This window comes from Flavicella sp. IMCC45668, from assembly GCF_057219105.1.
The window spans coordinates 2320680-2346064 of sequence record NZ_CM170114.1 but is presented as its reverse complement, the minus strand read 5'-3'; the positions used below and the strand labels follow the sequence as shown (position 1 = coordinate 2346064).

Annotated in this window: 24 protein-coding genes; 13 read left to right on the top strand and 11 right to left on the bottom strand. The window is 33.0% G+C overall.

Features of this window, described 5'->3' with window-relative positions:
• Window positions 1–56 precede the first annotated feature (56 nt).
• The 4 genes from rsmI to AC2DZ0_RS09690 all read left to right on the top strand — a co-directional run bounded on the left by rsmI (window position 57) and on the right by AC2DZ0_RS09690 (window position 4446).
• On the top strand, window positions 57–731 hold the full coding sequence (gene rsmI, locus AC2DZ0_RS09705) for a 16S rRNA (cytidine(1402)-2'-O)-methyltransferase (protein WP_484641527.1): 675 nt from the start codon (window positions 57–59) through the stop codon (window positions 729–731).
• Window positions 732–878: 147 nt separating this feature from the next.
• Complete coding sequence (locus tag AC2DZ0_RS09700; RefSeq protein WP_484641526.1) at window positions 879–2099, top strand: cytochrome-c peroxidase; 1221 nt, start codon at window positions 879–881, stop codon at window positions 2097–2099.
• Window positions 2071–3399: a sulfatase-like hydrolase/transferase gene (locus AC2DZ0_RS09695; protein WP_484641525.1), complete on the top strand. Its 1329-nt coding sequence runs from the start codon at window positions 2071–2073 to the stop codon at window positions 3397–3399. Before AC2DZ0_RS09700 ends, AC2DZ0_RS09695 begins: the two co-directional genes overlap by 29 nt.
• 57 nt (window positions 3400–3456) lie before the next feature.
• Window positions 3457–4446 (top strand): MBL fold metallo-hydrolase, encoded by a 990-nt coding sequence (locus AC2DZ0_RS09690; RefSeq protein WP_484641524.1) that lies wholly within the window; start codon window positions 3457–3459, stop codon window positions 4444–4446.
• Window positions 4447–4474: 28 nt separating this feature from the next.
• Here AC2DZ0_RS09690 and AC2DZ0_RS09685 read toward each other — a convergent pair whose 3' ends face one another.
• The 3 genes from AC2DZ0_RS09685 to AC2DZ0_RS09675 all read right to left on the bottom strand — a co-directional run bounded on the left by AC2DZ0_RS09685 (window position 4475) and on the right by AC2DZ0_RS09675 (window position 7513).
• Window positions 4475–5722, bottom strand: coding sequence for a porin (locus tag AC2DZ0_RS09685; protein WP_484641522.1), 1248 nt, complete (start codon window positions 5720–5722; stop codon window positions 4475–4477).
• A gap of 75 nt (window positions 5723–5797) precedes the next feature.
• Window positions 5798–6919 carry an alanine racemase gene (alr, locus tag AC2DZ0_RS09680; RefSeq protein ID WP_484641520.1) on the bottom strand — a complete coding sequence of 374 codons (1122 nt, stop codon included), beginning with the start codon at window positions 6917–6919 and terminating at the stop codon, window positions 5798–5800.
• 6 nt (window positions 6920–6925) lie between these two features.
• Window positions 6926–7513: a thymidine kinase gene (locus tag AC2DZ0_RS09675; protein ID WP_484641519.1), complete on the bottom strand. Its 588-nt coding sequence runs from the start codon at window positions 7511–7513 to the stop codon at window positions 6926–6928.
• 102 nt (window positions 7514–7615) lie between these two features.
• Between AC2DZ0_RS09675 and AC2DZ0_RS09670 the strand changes: the two genes are divergently transcribed.
• A complete protein-coding gene (locus AC2DZ0_RS09670; protein WP_484641518.1) occupies window positions 7616–8464 on the top strand; it encodes a hypothetical protein in 849 nt (282 codons plus the stop codon).
• Between the two features lie 23 nt (window positions 8465–8487).
• On the top strand, window positions 8488–9090 hold the full coding sequence (locus tag AC2DZ0_RS09665) for a DUF4254 domain-containing protein (protein ID WP_484641516.1): 603 nt from the start codon (window positions 8488–8490) through the stop codon (window positions 9088–9090).
• Between the two features lie 51 nt (window positions 9091–9141).
• Here the strand turns inward: AC2DZ0_RS09665 and AC2DZ0_RS09660 are convergent, their stop codons facing one another.
• A complete protein-coding gene (locus AC2DZ0_RS09660) occupies window positions 9142–9489 on the bottom strand; it encodes an arsenate reductase family protein (RefSeq protein WP_484489847.1) in 348 nt (115 codons plus the stop codon).
• Window positions 9490–9593: 104 nt separating this feature from the next.
• Between AC2DZ0_RS09660 and AC2DZ0_RS09655 the strand changes: the two genes are divergently transcribed.
• Complete coding sequence (locus tag AC2DZ0_RS09655; protein WP_484641515.1) at window positions 9594–10049, top strand: DinB family protein; 456 nt, start codon at window positions 9594–9596, stop codon at window positions 10047–10049.
• On the opposite strand, the gene AC2DZ0_RS09650 is transcribed toward AC2DZ0_RS09655, so the two are convergent.
• Together AC2DZ0_RS09650 and AC2DZ0_RS09645 are read right to left on the bottom strand one after the other, a co-directional pair.
• Window positions 10046–11659 (bottom strand): Ig-like domain-containing domain, encoded by a 1614-nt coding sequence (locus tag AC2DZ0_RS09650; protein ID WP_484641513.1) that lies wholly within the window; start codon window positions 11657–11659, stop codon window positions 10046–10048. The two genes, AC2DZ0_RS09655 and AC2DZ0_RS09650, sit on opposite strands and share 4 nt — an antisense overlap.
• A gap of 66 nt (window positions 11660–11725) precedes the next feature.
• Window positions 11726–12427 (bottom strand): ComF family protein, encoded by a 702-nt coding sequence (locus AC2DZ0_RS09645; protein WP_484641512.1) that lies wholly within the window; start codon window positions 12425–12427, stop codon window positions 11726–11728.
• 132 nt (window positions 12428–12559) lie between these two features.
• Here AC2DZ0_RS09645 and AC2DZ0_RS09640 point away from each other — a divergent pair, with 132 nt between their 5' ends.
• The gene (locus AC2DZ0_RS09640; protein ID WP_484489843.1) at window positions 12560–13435 is read left to right on the top strand and encodes a hypothetical protein; all 876 of its coding nucleotides are present in this window, start codon (window positions 12560–12562) and stop codon (window positions 13433–13435) included.
• 78 nt (window positions 13436–13513) lie between these two features.
• Here the strand turns inward: AC2DZ0_RS09640 and AC2DZ0_RS09635 are convergent, their stop codons facing one another.
• Window positions 13514–16033 carry a DUF3857 domain-containing transglutaminase family protein gene (locus tag AC2DZ0_RS09635; RefSeq protein ID WP_484641511.1) on the bottom strand — a complete coding sequence of 840 codons (2520 nt, stop codon included), beginning with the start codon at window positions 16031–16033 and terminating at the stop codon, window positions 13514–13516.
• A gap of 38 nt (window positions 16034–16071) precedes the next feature.
• On the opposite strand from AC2DZ0_RS09635, the gene AC2DZ0_RS09630 reads away from it, so the two are divergent.
• Window positions 16072–17616, top strand: a complete 1545-nt coding sequence (locus tag AC2DZ0_RS09630) for a glycine--tRNA ligase (RefSeq protein WP_484489842.1) — start codon at window positions 16072–16074, stop codon at window positions 17614–17616.
• A 106-nt stretch (window positions 17617–17722) separates the two neighbouring features.
• Entirely contained in the window at window positions 17723–18550 is an 828-nt protein-coding gene (locus AC2DZ0_RS09625; protein ID WP_484641510.1) for a DUF6263 family protein, read from the top strand.
• Window positions 18551–18599: 49 nt separating this feature from the next.
• On the opposite strand, the gene AC2DZ0_RS09620 is transcribed toward AC2DZ0_RS09625, so the two are convergent.
• Window positions 18600–19529 carry a DUF6427 family protein gene (locus AC2DZ0_RS09620; protein ID WP_484641508.1) on the bottom strand — a complete coding sequence of 310 codons (930 nt, stop codon included), beginning with the start codon at window positions 19527–19529 and terminating at the stop codon, window positions 18600–18602.
• Between the two features lie 42 nt (window positions 19530–19571).
• Between AC2DZ0_RS09620 and AC2DZ0_RS09615 the strand changes: the two genes are divergently transcribed.
• From AC2DZ0_RS09615 to AC2DZ0_RS09605, 3 genes are read left to right on the top strand one after another with little or no spacing between them, the layout of a single operon-like run.
• Complete coding sequence (locus AC2DZ0_RS09615; RefSeq protein WP_484489839.1) at window positions 19572–19781, top strand: DUF6341 family protein; 210 nt, start codon at window positions 19572–19574, stop codon at window positions 19779–19781.
• A gap of 9 nt (window positions 19782–19790) precedes the next feature.
• Window positions 19791–20462: a tRNA (guanosine(46)-N7)-methyltransferase TrmB gene (trmB, locus tag AC2DZ0_RS09610; RefSeq protein WP_484641507.1), complete on the top strand. Its 672-nt coding sequence runs from the start codon at window positions 19791–19793 to the stop codon at window positions 20460–20462.
• A 58-nt stretch (window positions 20463–20520) separates the two neighbouring features.
• Window positions 20521–21810, top strand: coding sequence for an APC family permease (locus tag AC2DZ0_RS09605; RefSeq protein ID WP_484641505.1), 1290 nt, complete (start codon window positions 20521–20523; stop codon window positions 21808–21810).
• On the opposite strand, the gene AC2DZ0_RS09600 is transcribed toward AC2DZ0_RS09605, so the two are convergent.
• The 3 genes from AC2DZ0_RS09600 to recA form a co-directional block, all read right to left on the bottom strand.
• Window positions 21807–22775 carry an ABC transporter ATP-binding protein gene (locus tag AC2DZ0_RS09600; RefSeq protein WP_484641504.1) on the bottom strand — a complete coding sequence of 323 codons (969 nt, stop codon included), beginning with the start codon at window positions 22773–22775 and terminating at the stop codon, window positions 21807–21809. The two genes, AC2DZ0_RS09605 and AC2DZ0_RS09600, sit on opposite strands and share 4 nt — an antisense overlap.
• Before the next feature lie 5 nt (window positions 22776–22780).
• The gene (gene rimK / locus AC2DZ0_RS09595; protein ID WP_484641502.1) at window positions 22781–24148 is read right to left on the bottom strand and encodes a 30S ribosomal protein S6--L-glutamate ligase; all 1368 of its coding nucleotides are present in this window, start codon (window positions 24146–24148) and stop codon (window positions 22781–22783) included.
• A 141-nt stretch (window positions 24149–24289) separates the two neighbouring features.
• Entirely contained in the window at window positions 24290–25300 is a 1011-nt protein-coding gene (gene recA / locus AC2DZ0_RS09590; RefSeq protein ID WP_300323799.1) for a recombinase RecA, read from the bottom strand.
• Window positions 25301–25385 lie beyond the last annotated feature (85 nt).

Below are 25385 nucleotides of genomic sequence, written 5' to 3'. Positions count from 1 at the left end.
GCGCTTTCTCATTGTGCTTAAAAATGTTTGTTAACTTTGCAGTAAAATAAAACTCCTTGGAAGCAAAGCTATATTTAGTACCTACACCGATTGGAAATTTGGAAGACATCACTTTCCGAGCGATAAAAACATTAAAAGAAGTCGATTTGATTTTAGCTGAAGACACACGTACTTCAGGAAAATTATTGAAACATTTTGAGATCGGAACTCAGATGATGAGTCATCATATGCATAATGAGCATAAGATGGTGGATAGAGTTGTGCAAAGAATACAATCAGGAGAGGCAGTTGCTTTGATTTCTGATGCTGGTACTCCAGCTATTTCTGATCCAGGTTTTTTATTATCTAGAGCTTGCGTTAAAGCGGGGGTATCTATTGAATGTTTACCCGGGGCAACGGCTTTTGTACCGGCTTTGGTGAATAGCGGATTGCCAAATGATAAATTTGTATTTGAAGGTTTTTTACCCGTTAAAAAAGGAAGGCAAACAAGATTATTATTGTTAGCCGAGGAAACTCGAACTATGATTTTTTATGAGTCGCCTCACAAACTTTTGAAAACTTTAGGTCATTTTTCTGAATATTTTGGCGCAGAAAGACAAGTTTCTGTTTCTAGAGAATTGACAAAAATGTTTGAAGAAACAAAACGAGGAACCGTAGCTGAAGTAATAGAACACTTTTCAAAAAACACCTTAAAAGGGGAAATTGTTGTTGTGGTGGACGGTAAAAAATAGATTCATTTGAAAAAAAATCTGTTTTTAAAGCGCTGATATTTAGGTGTTTTATTGTTTGTTGTAGTTTGGGTTTGATTTTTTTTTAAAAAAAAATTAAACCTTTTTTATTGATAGGGGTCGAAATAAAAAACCACTAATCAAGATACAATGAAAAAAATACCCCTAAGAATTCTTTTAAGTGCGATTGTTTTATTCGCGTCCTGTTCAAAAGAGGATACAACAGATAGTGAAATTCAAGGTGATCCTTTTGCGGAATTAAATTTACCAGATGAATATTTTAATTATGCAAACATTGCATTGCCGAACCATATAACTTCGAATGGATTTCCTGAGCTATTTCAATTCCAGGCAGTTACCGAGATTGACAATACTCCAAATGACAATCAAATAACCAACGCTGGTGCAACCTTGGGTAGAGTTTTATTTTATGATAAAAAATTAAGTGGAAATGGAACCATTTCTTGTGCTTCATGTCATGATGCTGCGCATGGATTTTCTGACCCTGAAGTTTTGAGTGTTGGGTTTGAAGGCGGCTTAACACGTAGACATTCTATGGCGATTGTAAATGCCAGATTCAATGCAGGTGGGAAGTTTTTTTGGGATGAAAGGGCAGCAACTTTAGAGGACCAAGTACTGATGCCTTTTCAGGATGATGTAGAAATGGGGTTGACTCTAAATGAATTGGTTCAGATTTTTCAAAATCAAGATTACTATCGAATATTGTTTGAAGATGCTTTTGGAGATCAAACGATTTCAAGCGATAGAATTTCAAAAGCTTTGGCGCAATTCATTAGAAGTATGGTAAGTACAACTTCGAAATATGACAAAGCTAGAAGTGAAGTGACTTCTGCGATTGTTGACTTTCCTGGTTTTACGGATCTTGAAAATCAGGGGAAAAGACTATTTTATCTGCCAAGACCACTTTCAAATGGTGTCAATGGAAATTGTGTTGGATGTCATCAAACAGAAGCTTTTATCGGTCCTTCGCGTACAAGTTTGGGGCCTTTAACAACTTTTACAACAACCAATGGATTAGATGCAGTATCTACCACTGATTTGGGGGTCAATGAAACTACAAAAAATGCAGCTGATATAGGGAAATTTAAGATTCCTTCTTTGAAAAATATCGCCATTAGACCGCCATATATGCATGATGGAAGATTTGCGACTTTGAATGAGGTTATTGAGCATTATAGTTCTGGAATTAAAAATCACGCGAATCTAATTTCACCTTTGGTAAATTCTGCTGGAGAAGTCGGCCAGTTTAATTTTACTCAAGACGAGAAAGAGGCATTGGTTGCGTTCTTAGAAACGTTAACAGATGATGATATGTTGACTGATGAGAAATATAGTAATCCCTTTGAATGATATGAAGCACGTGTTATATTTTATCCTAATTTTAACTGTTGTCAGTTGTTCTTCGGAGGTCGAAATTCAAAATGAGATACCTCCAGCAGAAGGGACTACACCTAATATTTTATTCATTATTGCTGACGATTTAGGAAAAGATGCAATCAATGGATTTTCAGAAGGAAGCATCAAACCAACGACTCCTAATTTAGATGCAATTAGAACTTCAGGGATTTCGTTTGAGAATTTTTGGTCATATCCAACTTGTTCGCCCACTAGAGCAACCATTATCACAGGGAAATATGGTTATAGAACAAATGTAAAATGGGCAAATGATGCATTAGATCCTTCTGAAAAAATATTGCAAAAATATATAGCTGAGCAAACTTCAAACGCATATACTTCAGCTATTGTTGGTAAATGGCATTTATCTGGCGGAGATACTTCAGTCAATCCAGAATCATTTGGATTAGATTATTTTGCTGGTCTCATTCGAGGTCAGCCTAAGAGTTATACCAATTGGCAATTGTACGAGAATGGTGCAAGTACAAATATGACAAAATATATTACATCAGCACTTACAGATTTAGCAATTGATTGGATAGAAACCCAAGAAAAATCTTGGTTTATGTGGCTAGCATATAATGCCCCACATACTCCGTTTCATGTTCCACCGAATGGTTTACACACCCAAGGTGATCTTCCTGTTTTCTCGGAAGGAATGGATGAGATGCCCTATTATTTAGCTGCAATAGAGGCCATGGACTACGAAATTGGTCGATTGTTGGGAGCTATGACACAAGAAACAAAAGAGAATACTATAATTATTTTTATTGGAGATAATGGATCTCCGAATGAAGTAGCACAAAGTCCTTATAATTTTTTTACTGCAAAAGGCTCTTTAAATCAAGGTGGAGTAAATGTTCCGATGTTTATTTCTGGAAAAGGGATTTCCAATACAAGTACTAATTCAAGCTTGATTTCGAGTACAGATTTGTTTGCTACAATTGCAGACATAGCTGGCGTTTCTGTAGATGAAATTAATGACAGTAAAAGTTTTAAATCATTGTTGACAGCACCTGGTGAAAACGTAGCACGCAAGTATCAATATGCTGAAAAAGATGATGGTTTGAATAACTTGTGGGCGATAAGCAATGGAGCCTATAAACTTATTAAAAATGCAAATGGAGAGGAAGCGTTTTTTCATCTTTTGGATGATCCCTATGAACAAACCAATCTTTTGGATGGAGCTTTGACAACTGCAGAAACTGCTGCTAAAATAGATTTAGAAACTGAATTATCAACTATTAGAAACTAGAAAAATGAACGCTAAGTGAAAACGTTTTCTAGTATCAATTAACCTAAATAGAATAAAATGAAAAAGTGTTTAAATGATTTAATCTTAATATTATTTGCTTCCATCGCTCTTTTTTCCTGTTCAAGTAATGAGGGACAGGAACCTGAAACTTCATCTGAAACTGAAATTGAAACTCCTTCAGTTTTTGAAGGATTTGCAAATGCTCCTTCCAGTTCGTTGATTTCATCTGGTACCGTTGAAGTAATTACGGAAAATACAGTGCGGTATCATATCATAAATATTTCTGATAAGCCTTATACTGTTACTATGGTTGAAACCGAAAATACTGTGGTAATTGTTGATTTGGGGCCTGGAACAGTAGCAGGAACTCAATTAAGGACGTATTTTGATGCAATTGCTAAACCAGGAGCTGTAATTATTACTCACAATCATAGCGATCATTATAGCGGAGCTGAGAGTTTTTCTGATTTTGATTTCTACGCACAAAGTGATGTTGCCATTCAGTTGAACACAAGTAGTAAATTTGGAGGATTGTATTCGAAAGGGGTTTTTGGGGTTCCCAATTCAAGGGAAATAGGTGATTTAATTTGGGTGTTTGATAAGGTTTCAAATGCTGAGACAGGGGAAAATGGTTACCTCTATAATGAAAGGCATAAAGCTTTGTTTGCTGGAGATTTAATATATAATTTGTGTCATCCGTTTTTAAGAGAATACACTCCGAACACTGGTGAAGACGAAATTGAAAATTGGATTGCTGGTTTGAATTTTCTTAAAAACAATTTTTCGAATTACAATCATATTTTTTCTGGCCATAACGGATCCCGTTCGGAGATTTCTAAGGTGATTGAAGAAAATATAAATTATCTTCAAAACGCAAAAGGAATTATTAAAGGGACTCAAAATATTACTGGTGGTGTAAAGGCAACAACAAATCAAGAAGTCATTGATGAGTTGCAAATTTTATTTCCAAATTATATGGAAGCAGGATTATTATGGTCACTTCCTGCAGCAATTGGTCCCAACGATACTGGTGCTGATTGGTTCTGAAAAAAAGATACAAAGCTAAAGGTTTACTTTAATAATTTACCTGAAATTGCATTCTAATGAGTTGTCCCTTTTGTCTGTTTACTGGATCTAAGGAGCTTTCATATCTTCGATCTGCAATTGTGTAGTTTGCGGTAAATTCGAATGCTTTATTGAGTTGCCATTCTACTCCAATTTCTAATTCCTGCATGTCATAACTTCTTGCATCTATTTCAAATTTTTTCCCACCTTGGTATCTCATGTATCTTGCAAATGGGGTGATGATATGCTCTTTTTTTCTAATCATATACATCAACTGAGCATAACCGCCATGTAGAGACTCTATTCCTATGGTGTGTGGTGTAGTAAGGTTGGAACTGTCATAAGCATATTCAGGTCCTTTCCCCAAATTATATTCAGCTTGAAAACCAAAAGGCTGTGGATAATAAATAAAATGAGCTGCAATTCTTTGGTCTCTAAAGGTTTGGTCTTGTGCCTCAATATCTGTAATGGTACCATCTTCGGTTCTTAATTTAACTCCTGAGTTTACTTCAGTTGTTACATATTCTCCAGTATAGCCGCTAATTCCTGCTTCTAGAAACTGGCCAGATTTTAATTTAATAGGATAGGTGAATCGCAAGGCGATGTGCTTTAGTTTATTGACATCAGGGACTAAGGTGTTTGCTTTTTGTCCGTTGTACAACATTAAATATGCCATTCCATAATCGCCACTACCTTTAAGTCCTTTAGAAACAAGCTCTTTTAATATTGCCCTTTTGTTGAGTGTTGCCCAATGGATTCCAAAACTCAGATCACGTTCATCTTTTACTGCACTGTTTAGAGGATCATTTCTATCTAAGCCAATTCTATTTTGAGAAGATTGTAGATTTTCAAATCCAAAAGGGATTTTACTTTGTCCACCTCGGAATTTAAAAGTACCCGCTTTGTCTATACTATAATCAAAATATGCATCTCTTAATTGTCCAAGATTTTTTCCGTCTGAAGCGAAGTCGGCTTGAAAATAAAAATAGACCCTTGGGTGAATCTGACCAGAAATTTTTAATCGCATACGACGAAGTGAAAAACCATGATATCCTCCATAGGTTCTGTCTCCTTGTGGACTTTCCATTTCTGGATTGGTCTTGTATAGGTCATTGTATCTGGCTTGTAAGTAGCCTCCTGTTTTAACTTTTTGATACCAATTTATTTCGGGAGGTGTTGTTTTGTTTTCTGTTTGTTGAGCATTTATGAAAAGACTGTTAAAAACAATAAAACTGATAGACCAGAAAATTTTCTTCATCACAACTGATTTAGTTGTTCTAAAGATAAACAATAGTTTTTAGGATTAGAATCTAACCTAGGTGAAAAAATGATTTTACTGGAATGAGATTATTTTTCTGGCGATTCTTTGTGAAATCCCGGTGATAATTTCATAAGATATGGTGTTCGAATTTTGCGCTAGTTCATTAACCATATTCTGATTGTCGAAAACAATAACTTGATCTCTTTCCTTGCATTCAACCCCGGTAATATCTACCATAATCATGTCCATACATACGTTTCCAATGATTTTGCAAAGAGTGTTGTTGATGATTACCGCTCCTTTTCCGTTACCTAATTCTCTAGAAATTCCATCAGCATGTCCTATAGGTAAAGTTGCTGTTTTGGTTTCTTTTTCTGCGATAAAAGCTCTGTTGTATCCCAATGATTCTCCGGGTAAAATATGATGGATTTGAGAGATAATAGTTTTTAAGGATCCTACATTTTTTAATTGGGTGGTTTCTTCAGGAGTATTTCCAAAACCATACATCCCTATTCCAAGTCGTACCATGGTATGATGAGCCTCAGGATAATTTATGATACCAGAAGTATTGCTTAGATGAAACTCTATTGGATGCGAGAAAGTCGTAGTGATTTTATCTCTTATGGCTTTAAATTTGTCAATCTGTTTATTGGTGAATTGTCTTTCATTTAAATCTTCACTGGCTGCCAGATGAGAAAAAACAGATTGTAGTTTCAAACTTTTGTTGTGTTGAAATACTTCTATAATAGTATCCACATCATTTGGAGTAAATCCAAGTCGATTCAACCCAGTGTTGAATTTTAAATGCACTGGGTAGTTCTCAAATTTGTTTTTTTGGGCAAATTCAATAAATGCAGTTAGCGTTGCATTAGAGTATATGTTTGGCTCTAGTTTGTATTTTGTTAAAAGTTCATAATTTTGAATTTGAGCATGTAGCACTAAAATAGGCAATTTCACTCCTGCTTTTCTAAGAGAAATTCCTTCATGAGTATAGGCAACAGCAAGATAATCTACATTGTTCTTTTCTAAAACAAGACTAATTTGAGCGGCATCATGGCCATAAGCATATGCTTTTACTACTGCTAATAGTTTAGTAGTGGGCTGTAATTTGTTTTTGAAATAGGCAATATTATGCGCTAAGGCATTCATGTCTAATTCTAGAACGCTAACATGATTATTTTCTATACTCTTCAAGATGAATTATTTTTTGTCTTTTTGTATTGCTTTAAAATAAGCTGCTCTGCTTAATGGTTCATAGTTTTCAGTTTCACCTAGAACAACTAGTTTTTTATCTTCTGTGGTACGATGGCTAAAATGTGCAAGGTTCCCTGTTTCTGTGCATACTGCATGTACTTTTGTAACGTACTCTGCAGTTGCCATTAGGTTGGGCATCGGACCAAAGGGTTTTCCCTCAAAATCCATATCTAAACCGGCAACAATAACTCTAATACCTCTATTGGCAAGATCGTTACATACAGATACAATTTCTTGGTCGAAAAACTGAGCTTCATCAATTCCAACAACATCTACATCATTTACTAATAGACGGATGTTTGAGGCAGCAGGAACAGGAGTGGACCTTATTTCATTGGCATCATGAGAAACAACCATTTCTTCATCATACCTTGAATCTGTGGTAGGTTTAAAGATTTCAACCTTTTGTTTGGCGATTTTTGCACGTCTAAGTCTTCTGATTAATTCTTCGGTTTTTCCAGAAAACATAGAACCACATATTACTTCTATCCATCCAAATTGTTCTGTATGATTTACTGTATTTTCGAGAAACATTTTGTAATTTTAAAACTTGAATCATTCCGACTGAGGTTTCAGTCTTTGTTCGACAAATTTATCAAAATAAAATAAGTAAAGGTCTTCAAAAAGAATCAAATTATGCATAAAAAGATAGAATCGGAGTTGGTGAGTTTAGCTCATAGTATTTTACAAATGAAAAATAAAGAGGATGTTTTAGCATTGAAAGCAAAGGCGGGAGAACTTTATGAGAAACTTTCGGTACTTGCTTTTGTAGATAGATATGTAGCCGCTACACCTGGTTCTTCAAAAGAAGAAATTCTTGAAAAAGCTGCTTTGTTGGAGTTGGATAAGGAGGCTAAATCGGTAGTTGCTGAATTGGAAGAGCCAGTAGTTGAACAAGAAATTGTATCTGAGGAAAAGGAGGGTTCTAAAATTGTTACTGAAGCTGTTGTGAACTCTGAGGAGCTACAAAAACAGGAAGAGGAAATAACTTTGGAAGAAGTTGTGGAAGAGGAAAACGAAGTTGCTCCTGTGACGGAAGCAAAGTCTGTTGAAATAGAGCAGGCAGTGGAAGTGAAAGAAACTCCCGTAGTTGAAGATTTATTTTCTACAAGACTAGAAGAAAAGGAGCCGGTGTTGAAAAAAAACACACTAGAAAAAGAATTGGAAGGAACGATCTCTTTGGATGTGACCACTGATTTATTTGAAAATGCTGTAAGGGTAGAAACTGCTAAAAAATCATTAAATGATGTTTTGGTGCACAAGAATTTACAGATCGGTTTGAATGATAGGATTGCGTTTGTGAAGCATTTGTTTGACGGAAGTCAGGAAGATTTTAATAGAGTAGTATCTCAATTAAATTCGTTTAAGGCAGAAAAAGAAGCTATTAAGTTTGTTACGAAGATGGTGAAATCTGATTATGACTGGAGTGGAAAAGAAGAATATGAAGAGCGATTTATTACATTAATTACTCGTAAGTTTGCATAATTATAAATTATAAGATAGAATAGATGAAGGCATCGGATTACAATAAAATTTTTGACAGTGTAATTGCAACATATCATGTGGTTGATTCAGTAGACCAACCTTTTGAAAATATATATGATTCAGCGACATTGGAACATTTGTTATATAGAAAATGTTGGATTGATACGGTTCAATGGCATTTTGAAGATATAATTAGATTACCAGATATCAATCCAGTTGAGGCGTTAGAGTTGAAAAGAAAAATTGACGCATCTAACCAAGATAGGACGGATATGGTTGAATATATTGATAGCTATTTTTTGAAAAAATACGAGAATGTAGTTGAAAAACAAACTGCAACAATTAATTCAGAAAGTCCAGCATGGGCTATTGATAGATTGTCTATTCTAGCTTTGAAGATTTATCATATGAGAGAGGAAGCTACAAGAGAAAGTGCTTCTTCAGAACACAAAGCGGCATGTCAAACGAAATTAAATATTTTGTTAGAACAACGTATTGATTTGTCTACAGCTATTGATGATTTAATTCAGGATATTGAGAGTGGAGATAAATACATGAAAGTTTACAAGCAAATGAAAATGTATAATGACGATGAGTTGAATCCGATGTTAAGAGCAAAAAAATAAAATAAAAAAAGTGAGAGGTTTTCCTCTCACTTTTTTTATGGATTCTGTTTTTTACACCAAGGCTTCAGAAAGTGCTTGTATATTTTTTTTACTGTTTCCAATAAAAATTTGATCATTTATAATTGCTACCGGGCGTTTCAAAAAAGTATAATTTTCTAAAATTAAATTTTTGAAATCTTGCTCAGAAAGGTTTTTGTCTTTTAAGCCTCTAGACTTGTATAGCTGAGCTCTTTTACTGAACAAATCTTCATAACTACCACTTAAGGCATACATTTCTTCTAATTGAGATTCTGTAATGTTTTCAGTTTTTATTTCTTGCAAGGTAACTCCCTCTAGATTCAATTCTTTTAGAATTCGTTTACAAGTATCGCAAGTTTTTAAATAATATAATTTTTTCATCTTTGGAATTTGACAGGTCTTTTGATTCCATCAAAAATAATATGTTTTGAACCTAAAATTAGCTACTTTTAGCAAAATTTTTTAATAAAATTATAGTTGTATTTATGGAGCATATTTTTGATAGTTTAAGCAAAGGGAGAGTTTTGATGTTAAAATTGATAGATGGACTTTCGATAGAACAATTAAATAAAATACCTGAAGGTTCTAAAAATAATATCGCATGGAATATAGCGCATTTAGTTGTGACGCAGCAATTATTATGTTACAAACTCTCTGGGTTACCTTGTTTAGTTTCTGATGAGATGATAGAGCTATACAGAAAAGGAACGGTACCTACAAAAGACGTTACCAAAGAAGAATTTGATGAAATAAAATCTTTATTTATTTCATTGCCTTTAAAGTTTGAAGAGGATTATAAGAAAAGAATTTTTCAAGAATATTCTTCGTACACAACAAGTGTGAATGTTACTTTGACAGACATAAAATCAGCAGCTACATTTAACTTATTTCATGAAGGAATTCATTTAGGAGCGGTGTTAGGCCTTCGAAAATTAGTTTAAGGAATACTTTCTATATCAATAGATTCGTTAACCGTCCAGTTGGCTTTTAGCTTTAGTTCGGTTTCAAAATAATAAACCTTTTCAGGCTGAATTTTATTTCGGAAATTCCCTGTGTCCCATATCTTGTTGTTGTTGTCGTCAAATATAATTCTAACAAGGTATGTGGCAGGTTTTAAGTCTACAAATTCGTAATTTTCACTTTTAGAAGTAGTTCTTTTTTCTACTACAAAATCATCTTTACCAGATAAAAGTTCAACAATTAAATTTTTGTTGTTTGGGTTGTTTACTCCCAATTCTAATATGGCAAAATCTTCAATGTCTTGTGTTTTTAGAATGTATTGCAACGTGTCATTTGTTTTGCCATGGAAGCTTTGAAAAGCATTTGGTAATACGTCTATTTGGTAACTTCCATTTCTGATTCTTTCAAAATCAATATATAGTTTTGATTTTTCTTTATTGAAACTTGGTTTAAAGTTTACCGCTAAAGTATCTTGATCTGTAACATAGATATTTTCCGGGTCTACAGAAGCAAAAGGGAAATTAGACTCTAAATAAAAGGTGTCTTTAGGATGTAAACTTCCACTGATAGGAGCTGTGATTTCTAAAGAATCTAGTTTTTTTGTTCTAAGTTTTACGGTGTATTTTTTTTCTAAAGTATCTTTTTTAACCAAGAATTGAAGTGAGTCTGCTTCAAATGGAGTGAACCAAAAATTCAAGGTATCCTTGTCTTTTTCTTTAGCGATAAAACTTTTGAAGTTTTCAGGCGTTTCTGTTAGTAGTTTGATATCTAATCCTTTTCGTTCCCCTTCGTAACCGAAAATTATTTTTCCAACACGTTTTTCAAGTGGTCTTTTTAATTTAAATGCTGACTTTTCCTTAAATAAGTTTAAGGTGAAAAAAGAATCTGTTGGGATTTGTATATAATTTTGTGAAAAGGCAATTTTATCATCTTTGGGATCAAACTGATAATTGTTGTTGTAATCTTTTAAGGCAATAAGTTGGTATTTCCCTTCTTTAATATTGGTGATGTCAAATACAATGGAGTCCAAGGTATTTGTCATATAACTTGGTTTCTCGTTATAGATGATAGAATCGTTATACGTTTCTGTAACCTCAAATAATAATACAGAGATTTCGGTGTCAAATACTCTTTCATAAGAATCCTTAACAATCCCATATATTTCTAAAGAATCTACATAACTACCTGTAGAGAATACATATTTGAAACTACCCAAAGGGTTTCCTTCATTGTTGTCCACAATACTATTTCCAAAATTGAATGAATAGGTAGTGTTTTCTTTAAGAGTGTCGTTAATTTTTATAGTAATTTTTTTGCTAGCAGTCCCAACGGGTGTAATGTCAGATTGATGTTTTAAAGGGGGCGAAACGATAAGTTGTTTGTTGAGGTCTTTAAATTTTACGTATTCATCAAACTGTAACTTAATTTTTTTAGAATTAAAATTGATCGCTTCATATACCGGTGTTGCGGTAACCATTACAGGAGCAATGCTATCTTTAGGACCTCCTGAAGGACTTCCTTTTCTGGCACAATTTGTTGTAATGATACAAACAAGCAGCGAAAATAGACTTAGAGAAAATAGCTTTTTCAAAATCGAAAAAAATTAAATTATAAGCTACAAAGTAACAATTTATTTAGGGAATTTTTTAATTAAAATTTAAAAGTTGATTGTGTGCGCTACTGACGCAATGGTTAAGGAGATATTTTGGGTTTTGAGTAATTCTTTTGCGCAGTTTTCCATGGTTGCTCCAGTGGTAATAACATCATCAAATAATAAAATATGTTTGCCAATGAGTTTCGTTTGATTTTGAAGTTTGAAATTATGTTTTGCATTTTCCCAACGAGCAAGTTTGTTTTTTTTCGTTTGGGTTTCAGTTGAGTTTATTTTAACCAAAACATTCTCAAGCATAGGAGCATTTAGATATTGTGAAAGAGCGTCACCAATGCTGGTGAGTTGGTTGTAGCCTCTTGATTTTAGTTTTTTGGTATGCAGCGGTACAGGGATTATGTAATCAATGGGTTTTAGGGTTTTAATTTTTCTTAAATCTTGCGCAAGTAGTGCTCCAAGGAGAGTGCCTATCTTTTGATTGTTATTATATTTTAATTCATGAATTAGATTTTGAGTTATGCTTTTCGGTTGGAAGAGCAATAATGAGGAAGCTAAGTTGTATGGGATTCTTCCGAAAAATATTTGATCAAGAGGATTGTTTTTTTGATTGCTGTAGTAGGCGTAAGGCAAATCATGAAAACAATGAGCACATAGGTTATTGTAGTTTTTTTGCAAATGTTGTGAACAGCCAATGCAGGTATTTGGGTAGAATAAATCTAGGATATCATTGAGTTGTTCTAAAAACATCATTCCTTTTTACTTAAAGATAACGAAAAACTTAGATAAGGGACATATTTATCTGTAATTATGGGAGGTATAACTGTGTATTTAAAATTATTAGTATTAAATTTGGCTGCTTAAAAATTAACCGAAAAATTAAAAATGGAAAATAAACAGCCAAGTAAGTTGACAACAATAGTATTAGGGGTATTATTATTAGTTGCAGTAGTATTTGCTTTCTATTCAAATTCTCAGCATACTGCTTTACAAGCAGAGCTAGAAGCTGAAAAAGCAGAAATCAAAGCAGAACTAGATGATTTAGTTGTGAAGTATGACGCAAAAATTGCGGAAAACACAACAATGAGTGCTAAGTTATCTGCTGCAAGAGAAGACATTGTTACTTATAGAGATTCTTTAGAATCTGAAAAGAAAGCGAGTTATTCAACGATCAAGAGATACAAAAACAGAGTTTATTCTTTGCAAAAGAAAAACAAAGAATTGTTTACTCAGGTTGAAGATTTGACTGCTCAAAATGAAAAATTAAACGAAGAAGTAATTGCTGCAAAAGCAATTATTGAAACGAAAGAAGCTGAAGGTGCTGAATTGGCCGCTAAAAATGAAGAGCTTGCAGGGAAAGTTGCTATTGCTTCTGAATTAGCTGTAGATGGATTGACAGTTGCTTCGATGAAGAAAAAATCTTCAGGATCTTTAAAAGCAACTACAAAAGCGAAATACACAGATGCTTTTAGAGTTTCATTTAAAATTGGAGAGAACGTAATTGCTGAGGGAGGAGATAAGGTTGCTTATATCATTATAACAGGTCCGGAAGGAGCAGTTGTTGCACCAAAAGGTAAGGTTGAAATTGCAGAGGAGGAAGTTTACTATTCTGATACAACAACGATCAATTACCAAAATATAGCAACTGATGTTATTGTAATAACTGATGTAGTTAGAAAAGAAAACAAAAAAGGAGTCTATACGATTGCTGCCATTTTGGATGGAAAAACAATTGGAGAGTCTAAAATTGCGTTGAAGTAATTTAGAAGAATATGATTATTTCATGATTGAAATAAGTAAAAGAGCGAAGTGAAAACTTCGCTCTTTTTTTGTTTAAATTTATTTTGAAAGGGTGTTTGTGAATACATCTTTTGACTTTTCAGAAAACATCATATACCCAACAACAACTGCCGTTTTTATGAATACAAGTATAGGAATTAAATGTCTACTATCTGATGCGTAGATTACGGGATTCGAGAATAGTGAAATTACATATTCGATACCTGAAAAAATAAGCTGTGTTCCAAGAATGATAGAGATTATAATAGGAGAACTTGTTCTCTTTTTTAAGAGTAATAGAATGGCTAATGCAGTGAATACTGCATAAGAAATAGTAGTTACTGAATTCATAAATACTTTTAAGCCTAGGAATATTTTATTTTCTTTAATAATTAAATACAACCATGTGCTAGAAAAAGATTCGATGATCATAATTAACTGAAAAAGAAAAGATAAGCACAAAACAATTGCTATGCTGATTAACCAGAAGTCAAATTTCTGATGTCCCTCATAAAAGGTTGTGATTTTGGGTTTCGGGTCATAGCGGTAAATTTTCGTTGATAACCAAACAAGCATTGCTACTAGCCAAAGTAAAATACCAATACCTAAGTAATGAAATAAGGTTTCGTTGGTTAAGGATATATTTAGAGGAGAGTGAGACTTGCTTTTAATTAGAGTATATCCAATGTTGTGATGGACTTTCTTTATGTCTTTAAAAAAAGCAGAGTAGTTTTCGCTTTTTACACAATCTGCTTTACTACTGTAAAGGTATGAGATGTCGATTTCTTTTTCTGAAGGTGAATACTTAGCCATAAAGTCATAAAAGAATTCGTTAGAGTCGACACTTAAGTATTCATTTTTGATATTCCAATTGCTATTTAGTTTGATTTTCATGTTGTATTCAATATCAACTGGGTGAGCTATGAAAAATGAATGTTCTCTCTTTTTTTCTGTAGGATTGGGTAAATTATTATATATCAGTCTAGGATGAAACCCAGCTAATAGCGATTGCTTATTTTCAATTGATTCTTCCCAAATACTGTCAATCTGATAGGATTCATAAATTGTAAAAATATTTTCTTTAGGGTTGTCTTCGTATGTGATGTCTTGGTTGAATTTTAGGTCTGAATAAATGTTAGAAAGATCTTCTTTAAAAGAGTTTTGGATGTTCTGAATACTATTTTCCTTGAAAATTTGTCTTTGATTATCGGCATAAGAACCATAAAAGATGGTTTTGGATTTTAATTGAACGCTTGAAGAATTCTCTAAGAATGTTATTTCTTCATCAATAATTGATTTTCCATAATCAGCTACTTTTATTTTCTCTAATCCTTCAGAGTTTTTTTTCAATACTAGTCCGTACTTGTAATCAGGGAAATATGTGGTTGTAACCGTACCGTGTTGGTTTGCTATTGTAGGATCGAACCAATACGAATATCCATCCGTGTCTTTAACTTTTACAACACAATGATTAAAATTATTGTAAGAAGGAAGCAGTGAATTGGATGTTTCGCCTAATAAGGAATTAACAAGAACAGGATATGCTTCAATTCCCAATTGATCAAGCATTGCACACATTAAAAGGCTTTTGTCTTTACAATCACCATATCGCTGATTAAAAACTTTATTTGGATGAAAAGGTTTATAGGCCCCAATTCCTGATTCTAGACCAAGGTATCGAATGTCGTCTTGAACAAAATTAAGAACTGCAAATATTTTATCTTTTCTATCTAAATGTTGTTTGTTAATACTATCCGTTAGAGAAATAATTTCAGGATTTAGTTTTTGCTTAATTGTGAAAAGATTAATTCCCCAATTGATTAAAGGTTTCCAACTATTGTTTGAGCTAACTTGTACCGCTTCATTTATTATTTCGGAAATTGGAATGTTGTTTTCTGGTAAAAATTCCTTAGAATCTTTTTTACTCCATGAATAATCAAATATTTTGTTTTCGGTTTTAATTACTGGCTCTAGGTCAGTGTTAAAGTTTTTAATGAATAATTTTTTTGGACTTATTATTCGAACATAATTATTAGCAATTGGAATTTGATCATTTAGATAAAAAAAGTCTGAAAATTCATCGTTTAATATCGGATTAAAACCTTTGGTTGTGTAGCTATAAGTCAAGATGTCACCGACTCGAACATCAGGAATGTGTGTTAATGCGGTTATAGTACCATCATAAATAAAACTTTCGGCGCTAGATTCTTTATGTAGCGATTGAAAATTTTTAAGGTCTAATTTGTTGATTTCTTTTCCATTTCGGATTATTTTAAGATCATGGAAAAATAGTTTTTGATAGGAAGGGTCATAATTAACTGAAACCGAAGAAACGTTTTGAATACCAGTGTTGTCAATAATCTTGATCGTATGTTTTATGAATCTTTCCTCTTTAATTATGTTTGTTTGTGTTTCTAGCAATAGAAAATACACACCTTGTTTTATTTCAGATAATGGTATGTTTTTTTCTGTAGAAAAATTATTTTTTTTAACCCATTTAGGTGTACTTTTTTGAATTATTTGAGAAAAAACATTTGCATTAAAAATGATAATAATAAGGAATAATAAATTTTTTTTCATTGATCTAATTTTAAGGCTAAAATACTTATTTTTGCAGCATGGCAAAGCAAGAAGATCAATTTAAAAAAGTAGTTTCACATGCAAAAGAATACGGATATGTATTTCAGTCTAGTGAAATTTATGACGGTTTGAGTGCAGTATATGATTATGCTCAAAACGGTATTGAATTAAAGAAAAATATTAGAGAGTACTGGTGGAAATCTATGGTGCAAATGCATGATAATATTGTTGGTTTAGATTCAGCAATTTTTATGCACCCAACAACCTGGAAAGCTTCAGGACATGTTGACGCATTTAACGATCCATTAATTGATAATAAAGATTCCAAAAAACGTTACCGTGCAGATGTTTTGATAGAAGACTATGTAGGTAAATTGGATGCTAAAATTGAAAAAGAAGTCGCTAAAGCTGCAAAACGTTTTGGAGATGCTTTTAATAAAGAAGAATTTCTAGCAACTAATGGACGTGTTTTAGGTTACAAAGAAAAAGGTGATGCTATTCTTAAAAGAATGGGGCAATCTTTAGAAAAAGAGGATTTGGCAGATGTCAAAGCTTTGATCGAAGAGTTAGGTATTGGTTGTCCTTTATCAGGTTCTAAGAACTGGACAGAGGTAAAGCAATTCAACCTAATGTTTGGTACAAAATTAGGGGCTTCAGCAGATTCCGCAATGGATTTGTATTTACGTCCTGAAACAGCTCAAGGTATTTTTGTGAATTTTTTGAATGTGCAAAAAACCGGAAGAATGAAGATTCCTTTTGGAATAGCGCAAACAGGAAAAGCGTTTCGAAATGAGATTGTAGCACGTCAGTTTATCTTTAGAATGCGTGAATTTGAACAAATGGAAATGCAGTTTTTTGTGCGCCCTGGTACACAAAAAGAATGGTATGACACATGGAAACAAACACGATTGAATTGGCATTTATCTTTAGGTTTAGGTGAAGAAAATTACCGATTTCACGATCATGATAAGTTAGCTCATTATGCAGATGCAGCTGCAGATATAGAGTTTAGGTTCCCGTTTGGTTTTAAAGAATTAGAGGGAATTCACTCAAGAACAGATTTTGACTTAAAAGCTCATGAGGAGCACTCTGGGAAGAAATTACAATATTTTGATCCTGAATTAGGGGAGAGTTATGTACCATACGTGGTTGAAACTTCTGTAGGGTTAGATCGTTTGTTCCTTTCGATTTTCTCTAACTCTTTGCAAGAGGAAGCGTTGGAAAATGGAACTTCACGTACCGTATTGAAGTTACCAGCGGTATTAGCGCCAACAAAAGCGGCTATTTTCCCATTAGTTAAAAAAGATGGATTGCCAGAAGTAGCAAAAGAAATTGTGAATGATTTGAAATTTGATTTCAATGTTATTTATGATGAAAAAGATGCTGTAGGTAAACGTTATAGAAGACAGGATGCAGCTGGTACACCATTTTGTATTACTGTAGATCACGATTCATTGAATGATAAATCTGTAACAATCCGTCATAGAGATACAATGGAACAAAAAAGAGTATTGATTTCAGAATTAAAATCAATTATCAATAAAGAAGTAAATATGTCTGAGTGGTTGCAAAAAATAAAGTAACCTAAATGGATCTATAATTTAAAAGCCTTTGAGAATTACTCAAAGGCTTTTTTTATTTCATGAAATTTTAATGAGATTAATTATTACATTTGGGGAAAAACCAAATATGAGAAATTATAAATTTTTATTCCTAGCTTTATTTATTAGTACCATCACTTTTGCACAGAAATCAGTGCTTATTCGTTATCAACCTAAGGTTGGAAGTACCTTAATGAATAATATGGATGCCGATATGAATATTACCATCAAAGCAGGAGATCAAAATATCGTAACAAAAATGACGATGGGATTTGATATGTCTTATCATACGAAGTCTAGAAAAAAAGATGTGAATGCTATTGATATGGTTTTTGAAAAAATAACAATGGACATTAATAACCCGATGATGTCTGGTTCTTACAATTCAGATAATAAAGAGGAAACAGATCCTTTTGCATTAAAGATAGCGGAAAGTTTTAAAGGGGTTTTAAATAAACCAGTTCCTATGAAAATAAATTCTCAAGGAAGTTTTTCAGAACCTATAGAAATTGAAAAAATATTTCCGCAAATACCAGCTTCAAAAGCTAATGAATTGAAGGAACAAATGTCCAATCAATTTATTCAATTTCCAGAGAATAAAGTTAAAATTGGAGAGAGTTGGACCATGTCAACTACTATGAATCAGGTGGGAAATTTAGAGTATACCTATACCTTAGTAGGAATTGAAAAAGATAGATTGTTGTTAACGCTTTCAGGAAAAATGTTAGAAAGTGAGAGTCAAACAGTAAAAATGCTAACCGCAAATATTTCAGGAGACGTTACCTTAGATAGAAAAACAGGTGAAACTCTAAAGTCGAATATTGTTATGGATATGGATATGCAAATGGAGGCTCAAGGAAATACAATGGATATGAATATGAAAGCTGAAATTGGAATAAAAGCTACGCAACTGTAATTAAATAAAAAGTATATCTAAAGTCCTAAGAATTTTCTTAGGGCTTTTTTTATGAGTTTTTTATTAAGAAGTATAAGGAACAAATACTAAAGCCTGTTAGAAATAAATCTTTGATAGTGTTTCCTGAAAAGCTTTTTATGAATCTTCCGATAAGAATACTTGAGGGTGTAAAAATTAGCAATACTGCGGCTCTATTTTCTAAACCGCTTGAACACATAGCGAGAGTTCCAAAAAACAACATTGAAATGGCAAGCCCATATTGAAACCGATAAGGGCTATTTATGGAAAGAACTTGAGTTAGGGAGGCAAGAATGCTTATTGCTGTTACTACTACAAGAATAATTAGGGGAGTAGCTAGATAATCTTGAAAATCAAAATTATAATTCAAGATGGAGTTAAAAGCTGTTTTCTCAAAAAAGAATGCTAGGTTATTTGTGAAAAAGCAATAACTAAAAAAAAGAATTAATGTGGCTGTAAAACCAAGAATTGGACTTAAAATATTTTTTAATTTTATTTTTTTAGACAAAATAATTCCTAAAAAAATAAAAGGTAGAAATACTACAGCTCCAGAAAAAATCAGAAACGAAATTCCGGCATAAATTCCAGTATCAAATAAAGTAGATTGTTTTTTTTCTTTGGATTTTAGTTGCGCAATATTTTTATAAATTAAAAGGTATAACAAGGAAACAATTAAAAATTTAATTTCTAAAAAAGCACTCGGAAACAAGCCATAAAGCAGGATCAAAGCAAATGTATTATGTAAATTTTCATTTGAAACTTTATTTTTTATAAAATAATAAGAGTTTAAAAAGATAAATGCAATGTTTAACAGCAGAGAAAAAAGTGCTAAACTCCAATGATTATAGTCTGTTGGAGCTTCTTTTCTTAAAAAAAAATGTGTTGTAAAAAGGAGAAAAAACAAAACTGAAAGGACAATACTATTAATGGGTTTAGTTTTGTCAAAAAAATTGGCTAGCATGTTTAGTTTTTATATTTTTGCAGCGTAAAGATAATTTAAGTTATGATAGCAAACAATATATTTAGAATCATCGGAGAATTGTTCACAGAAGGTCTTTTTATTCCTTTTGATTTAATTAGAAGCGATAAAAACTGGTGGACATCTAATATTATCAATTTTCTTTTTATCGGAGTCTTTTTTGTGTTATTAGCATATTGGATGAAAGAATCGATCAGATTTAAGAAAGAAGGTACAGAAGATTTACCTAAATAGAGTTTTCTTTTGGGAAGTAAAAACAAATTAAAACGTTTCAACGAAAACGAAACTTTTTCTAACGTTATTCAGCCAACTCGTGATGAGGTAACTACTAATTTTCCACATAAAGGAAAATGGAATGAGTTCTTTAAAAACGACAATCCTATCATTCTAGAATTAGGATGTGGTAAGGGTGAATACACAATCGCTTTAGCAGAAAAAAATCCGAACATCAATTATATCGGAATAGATATAAAGGGGGCTCGATTTTGGAGAGGTGCTAAAACTGCTTTGGAAGAAGATTTGCCAAACGTTGCCTTTATTCGTACTCAAATTGAGTTGGTAGATTTTTGCTTTGCGGAAAATGAAGTGAGTGAGATTTGGATTACTTTTCCAGATCCACAAATTAAATATAAAAGAACAAAGCATCGTTTGACAAATGCAGAGTTCTTAAAAAAATACCATCATATTCTAAATGAAGATGGAATCATGCATTTAAAAACGGATAGTGAGTTTATGCATGGTTATACTTTAGGTTTATTACATGGTCAAGGTCAAGAAGTGTTATATGCGCATCATGACATATATACCAACCCACATGCGCCTGAAGATGTTTTAAATACGCAAACATTCTACGAAAAGCAGTATTTAGAAGTAAAAAAAGCAATTACTTATATTAAGTTTAGACTTAAATACTAAATTATTAAGTGCTGTATTCTTACTAAACAAATAATTATATTTGTTTGAAAAGGGATGCATGAAAAATAATATTAGTTTAAAAGAAGCTATTTCTATCGGTATTGGTGGAATGGTTGGTGGAGGTATTTTTGCTGTTCTTGGTTTAGCGGTTTCTATAGCTAAAGGTGCAACCTATATTTCATTTTTAGTTGCTGGAATATTAGCTTTGGTTACGTCTTATGCTTATGCTAAACTTTCTATGAAATTTCCTGATAAAGGAGGAACTGTTCGGTTTATCAATGAAGGCTTTGGTACATCTGTTTTTAGTGGTGCTATTAATAATTTACTATGGGTTAGTTATATTATAATGCTTGCGCTATATGCTTCGGCTTTTGGTTCTTATGCACCAAATCTGATGTCTATTACAGGAAACCTAGCCATGGATTCACATCTGTATACTACAGGAATTATTGTTTTGGCAACTGGTATCAATTATTATAGTATCTCGGTTGTGGGTAAAATTGAGTCGTATGCTGTAGTAATAAAACTAATTATTTTAATTTCTTTTATTGGTATTGGAGCATATGGTTTAATCGGTAATCCTAATTTAAGTCAGCTTGGGGTAGATAATTGGGTGAGTTCTGTGAAAATATTAGCTGGTGGAATGGTGATTTTTGTGGCTTATGAAGGATTTGAATTGATTGCTAATGCAGCGCCTGATATTGAAAATCCAAAAAAGAATATACCCAAAGCCTATAAGTATTCCGTAATTTTTGTAATTCTTTTGTATGTGATTATTGCTGCGGTAACTGTTGGCTCACTGCCTTTTAGTGAAATTGCTACAGCAGAGGATTATGTGCTCGCAGAAGCAGCTAAACCCATGTTAGGTCAGGTTGGGTTTACCATTATTACTATTGCAGCTTTGATTTCAACATTTTCTGCCATTAATGCTTCTTTGTATGGGGGAAGTAGGGTGAGTTATGAAATTGCTGAGGATGATGAATTGCCTCATGAACTGACGAGCAAATTGTGGAATCAACCTATTGGTTTACTTGTTACTGCCGTTATTACGGTTTTAGTGACCATTGCATTAGAGTTAGAAAGTATATCTACTGCCGGAAGTATTGGGTTTTTACTGATTTTTGGTATTGTGAATTTTGTAGCTTATAAACTGTCTGAAAAAATTAATGGAAATAAATGGATTTCTTTCAGTGGATTTATTTTGTGTTTGGTTGCCCTTGTAGTGTTAGTGCTACAACAATTAAAAAGTAATTTTCTGAGTGTTGTGGTGGCTCTTTCTATTATTAGTGTTTGTTTTATTGGTGAATATATTTACAAGCATTATTTTGATGCCAAACAGAGTGATTAACTGTTTCTTAATTTGAGACAATTCTCAGAAAATTTAATCCCAACCGTTTTATTTAGTTCTAACGGAGTATTATGCTGAATAAAAAGTGTTTGATCTTTGAACACAACCTCAATTAAATAATTTCCTTCCATAAAATAGGTTTGTTTTATGATGGCTTTATGCTCGGAGTTGGCATCTATCTCGATATCTTGAGGATAGAGTAAAATGGTTTTGTTTGAGTTGGATTCGGTTATTTTGTTAAGTGCTATTTCGTTTACATCACCAAAGAAAGAAGCTACATATTTAGAGGGAGGATTGCTGTATAGGTTGTTTGGGGTGTTTTCTGCCACTAATTGTCCTTCTTTCATGACAAGTATGCTGTCAGCAAAAGAAAGCGCATCAGTACTATCGTGCGTTGCTACAATACAGGTAATATTCTTTTTACCTAAATAGTTGAATAATTTTCTTCGCAAGTTGTTTTTTCTAAAATTGTCGATGTGACTAAAGGGCTCGTCTAGTAATAATACCTCAGGTTCTTTTGCTAAAACTCTTGCCAGGGCAACTCTTTGTTTTTGGCCGCCACTTAAGTTTTTTACTTTTACATGTGCAAAATCAACCATATCCACCACTTCCAATAGTTCCGCAGTTCTTGCTTTTTTTTCTTTAGGAAATCTGTTCGGTAAAAATTTCCCAATGTTTTCTGCTGCTGAGGTAAATGGCATCAAGTCAAAATCCTGCGATAGATATTTCATAAAAGGCTCTCCTGGAACTAAATAATAATTCGGGCCCAATAATTTTTCATTATTGTAAGAAACAGTTCCTTTATCAATATGAAGCAATCCATAAATGATTTCTAACAGGGTACTTTTTCCGCATCCACTTTCACCTATAATAGCCAGGTATTCTCCTGGTTTAGCTGAGAAAGATATGTTTTTCACAACCTCTGTTTTATCATAGGCGAATGATACGTTTTTTAATTCTAGCAAAGCTGTTATTTTTTGAATTTTAGTTTTCTTTCGATAGCAGAAATCATCATTTTTGCAATATCTTTTCCTGTTGCTTTTTCTATTCCTTCAAGTCCTGGAGAAGAATTTACTTCTAATAATAATGGACCTTTGTTAGAACGAATTAAATCTACACCAGCTACATCAAGACCTAAAACTTTTGCCGCTTTAATGGCAAGTTTCTTTTCTTCTTGAGAGATTTTTACAATTCTTGCAGTGCCACCTTGATGAATGTTTGCTCTAAACTCTCCTTTTACTGCAACACGTTCTATGGAGGCAACAACTTTACCATCTATTACGAAACATCGTAAATCTCTTCCGTCTGCTTCTTTGATGAATTCTTGTACTAATATGTTTGTTTTAAGACTTTTAAAGGCGTTTATTACACTTTCTGCTGCTTTGTTAGTTTCTGCCAATACAACCCCTTTACCCTGTGTGCTTTCTAGTAATTTTATAATTAATGGAGCTCCATTTACCATTTCAATTAATTCCTTTGTTTCTAAAGGAGAATTGGCAAATCCAGTTGTTGGAATATGAATTCCATGTTTAGAGAATAATTGAGAAGAGAATAATTTATCTCTTGATTCTGCAATTGCAGAGGCTCCATTTTGGATGAACGTTCCTATAGAATCAAATTGACGGATCAAGGCACAACCATAAAAAGTCATACTTGGTTTTATTCTAGGGATAATGGCATCAAAACTATCCAAAACGTTTCCACCACGATAATGAATTTCTGGATTGTCAGCATCCATTTTCATATAACATTGCTGAGCATTTAAAAAGAACATTTGATGTCCTTCTTGCTCACCCGCTTCCATAATTCTTTTGTTACTATATAATTCAGGGTTACTTGCAAGAACCCCAATTTTTAGTCCATTTTCTGTAGTCTTACTTCTTTTATAATAAGAGTCTATTTGTTCTGGTGTAAAGGTTGTAAGACAATCTTCTTGAGAAGGATCAATAATTAATCGATCAATCATTGCTTCTCTACCTAATAACATTCTAAAGCCCATAGAATCTCTATTGGCCAATGTAATTTCAATTTCATATTGATCTTCACCGATGATAAGATCTGTAAGGATAACGTATCTCTTTTCACTAACTCCTGTTGAGCTTTTAACATATCTTGTACCAGATATTTTTGATTCACAATGGATGCTTACACTTGGGTTAGATTGCAAAGGAAATACTTCATAACGCACCCATTTTTCTCCTCTCTTTTTAAAGGGAACTATATTAAGTGCATGTATAGACGAGGTTTTGGCTCCAGAGTCAATTCTAGCTTTTATTGCCGGTATTTGAAGGTTTGGTAATACGCACCATTCCTCACTTCCAATTATTTTTTTTTCCATGAGATATATTCAATTGTTTTTAACAAATATATTATATAAATAGTTTCAAAGGTTAAATTAAAAATATGTTTTTAAACATAAAAAAAAGAGGAAACACAATTGTATTTCCTCTTTTTCTTTTATCGTTAAAGCGATTAAAATCTATTCTTGATTTTCGATTGCTTCTTTGATTTTTGCTTCCAATTCTTCTGCTAATTCTGGGTTGTCTTTGATTAAGTTTTTAACTGCATCACGACCCTGTCCTAATTTTGTATCTCCATAGCTAAACCAAGAACCACTCTTTTTGATAATTCCATAATTTACCCCGATATCTAAAATCTCACCAACTTTAGATACCCCTTTTCCGTACATAATATCAAATTCTGCTTGTTGGAAAGGAGGGGCAACTTTATTTTTCACCACTTTTACTTTAGTACTGTTTCCAATTACTTGGTCTCCATCTTTAATTTGAGTCCTTCTACGGATATCTAAACGTACCGATGCATAAAATTTTAAGGCATTACCACCAGTTGTTGTTTCTGGGTTTCCGAACATAACACCAATTTTTTCACGTAACTGGTTGATAAAAATAACAGTACAGTTCGTTTTAGAAATGGTACCTGTTAATTTACGCAAAGCTTGAGACATCAAACGTGCATGTAATCCCATTTTAGAATCTCCCATTTCTCCTTCAATTTCACTTTTAGGAGTCAATGCAGCAACAGAGTCAATCACTACGATGTCAATTGCACCAGAGCGGATCAGGTTTTCAGCAATTTCTAAAGCTTGTTCTCCATTGTCAGGTTGAGAGATAATTAAGTTGTCAATATCAACACCTAGGTTTTCTGCATAATATCTATCAAAGGCATGTTCTGCATCAATAAATGCAGCAATTCCTCCAGCTTTTTGGGCTTCTGCGATTGCATGGATTGTAAGTGTTGTTTTACCAGAAGATTCTGGTCCGTAAATTTCAATAATTCTACCTTTTGGGTATCCACCTACTCCTAAAGCAAGATCCAATCCTAAAGATCCAGAAGATATAGATTCCACATCTACATGAGCAACATCACCCATTTTCATAACAGCTCCCTTACCATAAGTTTTGTCTAACTTATCAAGGGTCATTTGTAATGCTTTTAATTTAGCATCTTTTTCTTTAGTATCATTTGCCATATTTGCTTCGCTTCTGAAATTTATAATTAGAAAGTAAAAATAGTAAAAATATTATGTTTTTTTCCTTCGAAATGAGCCTTCGAAA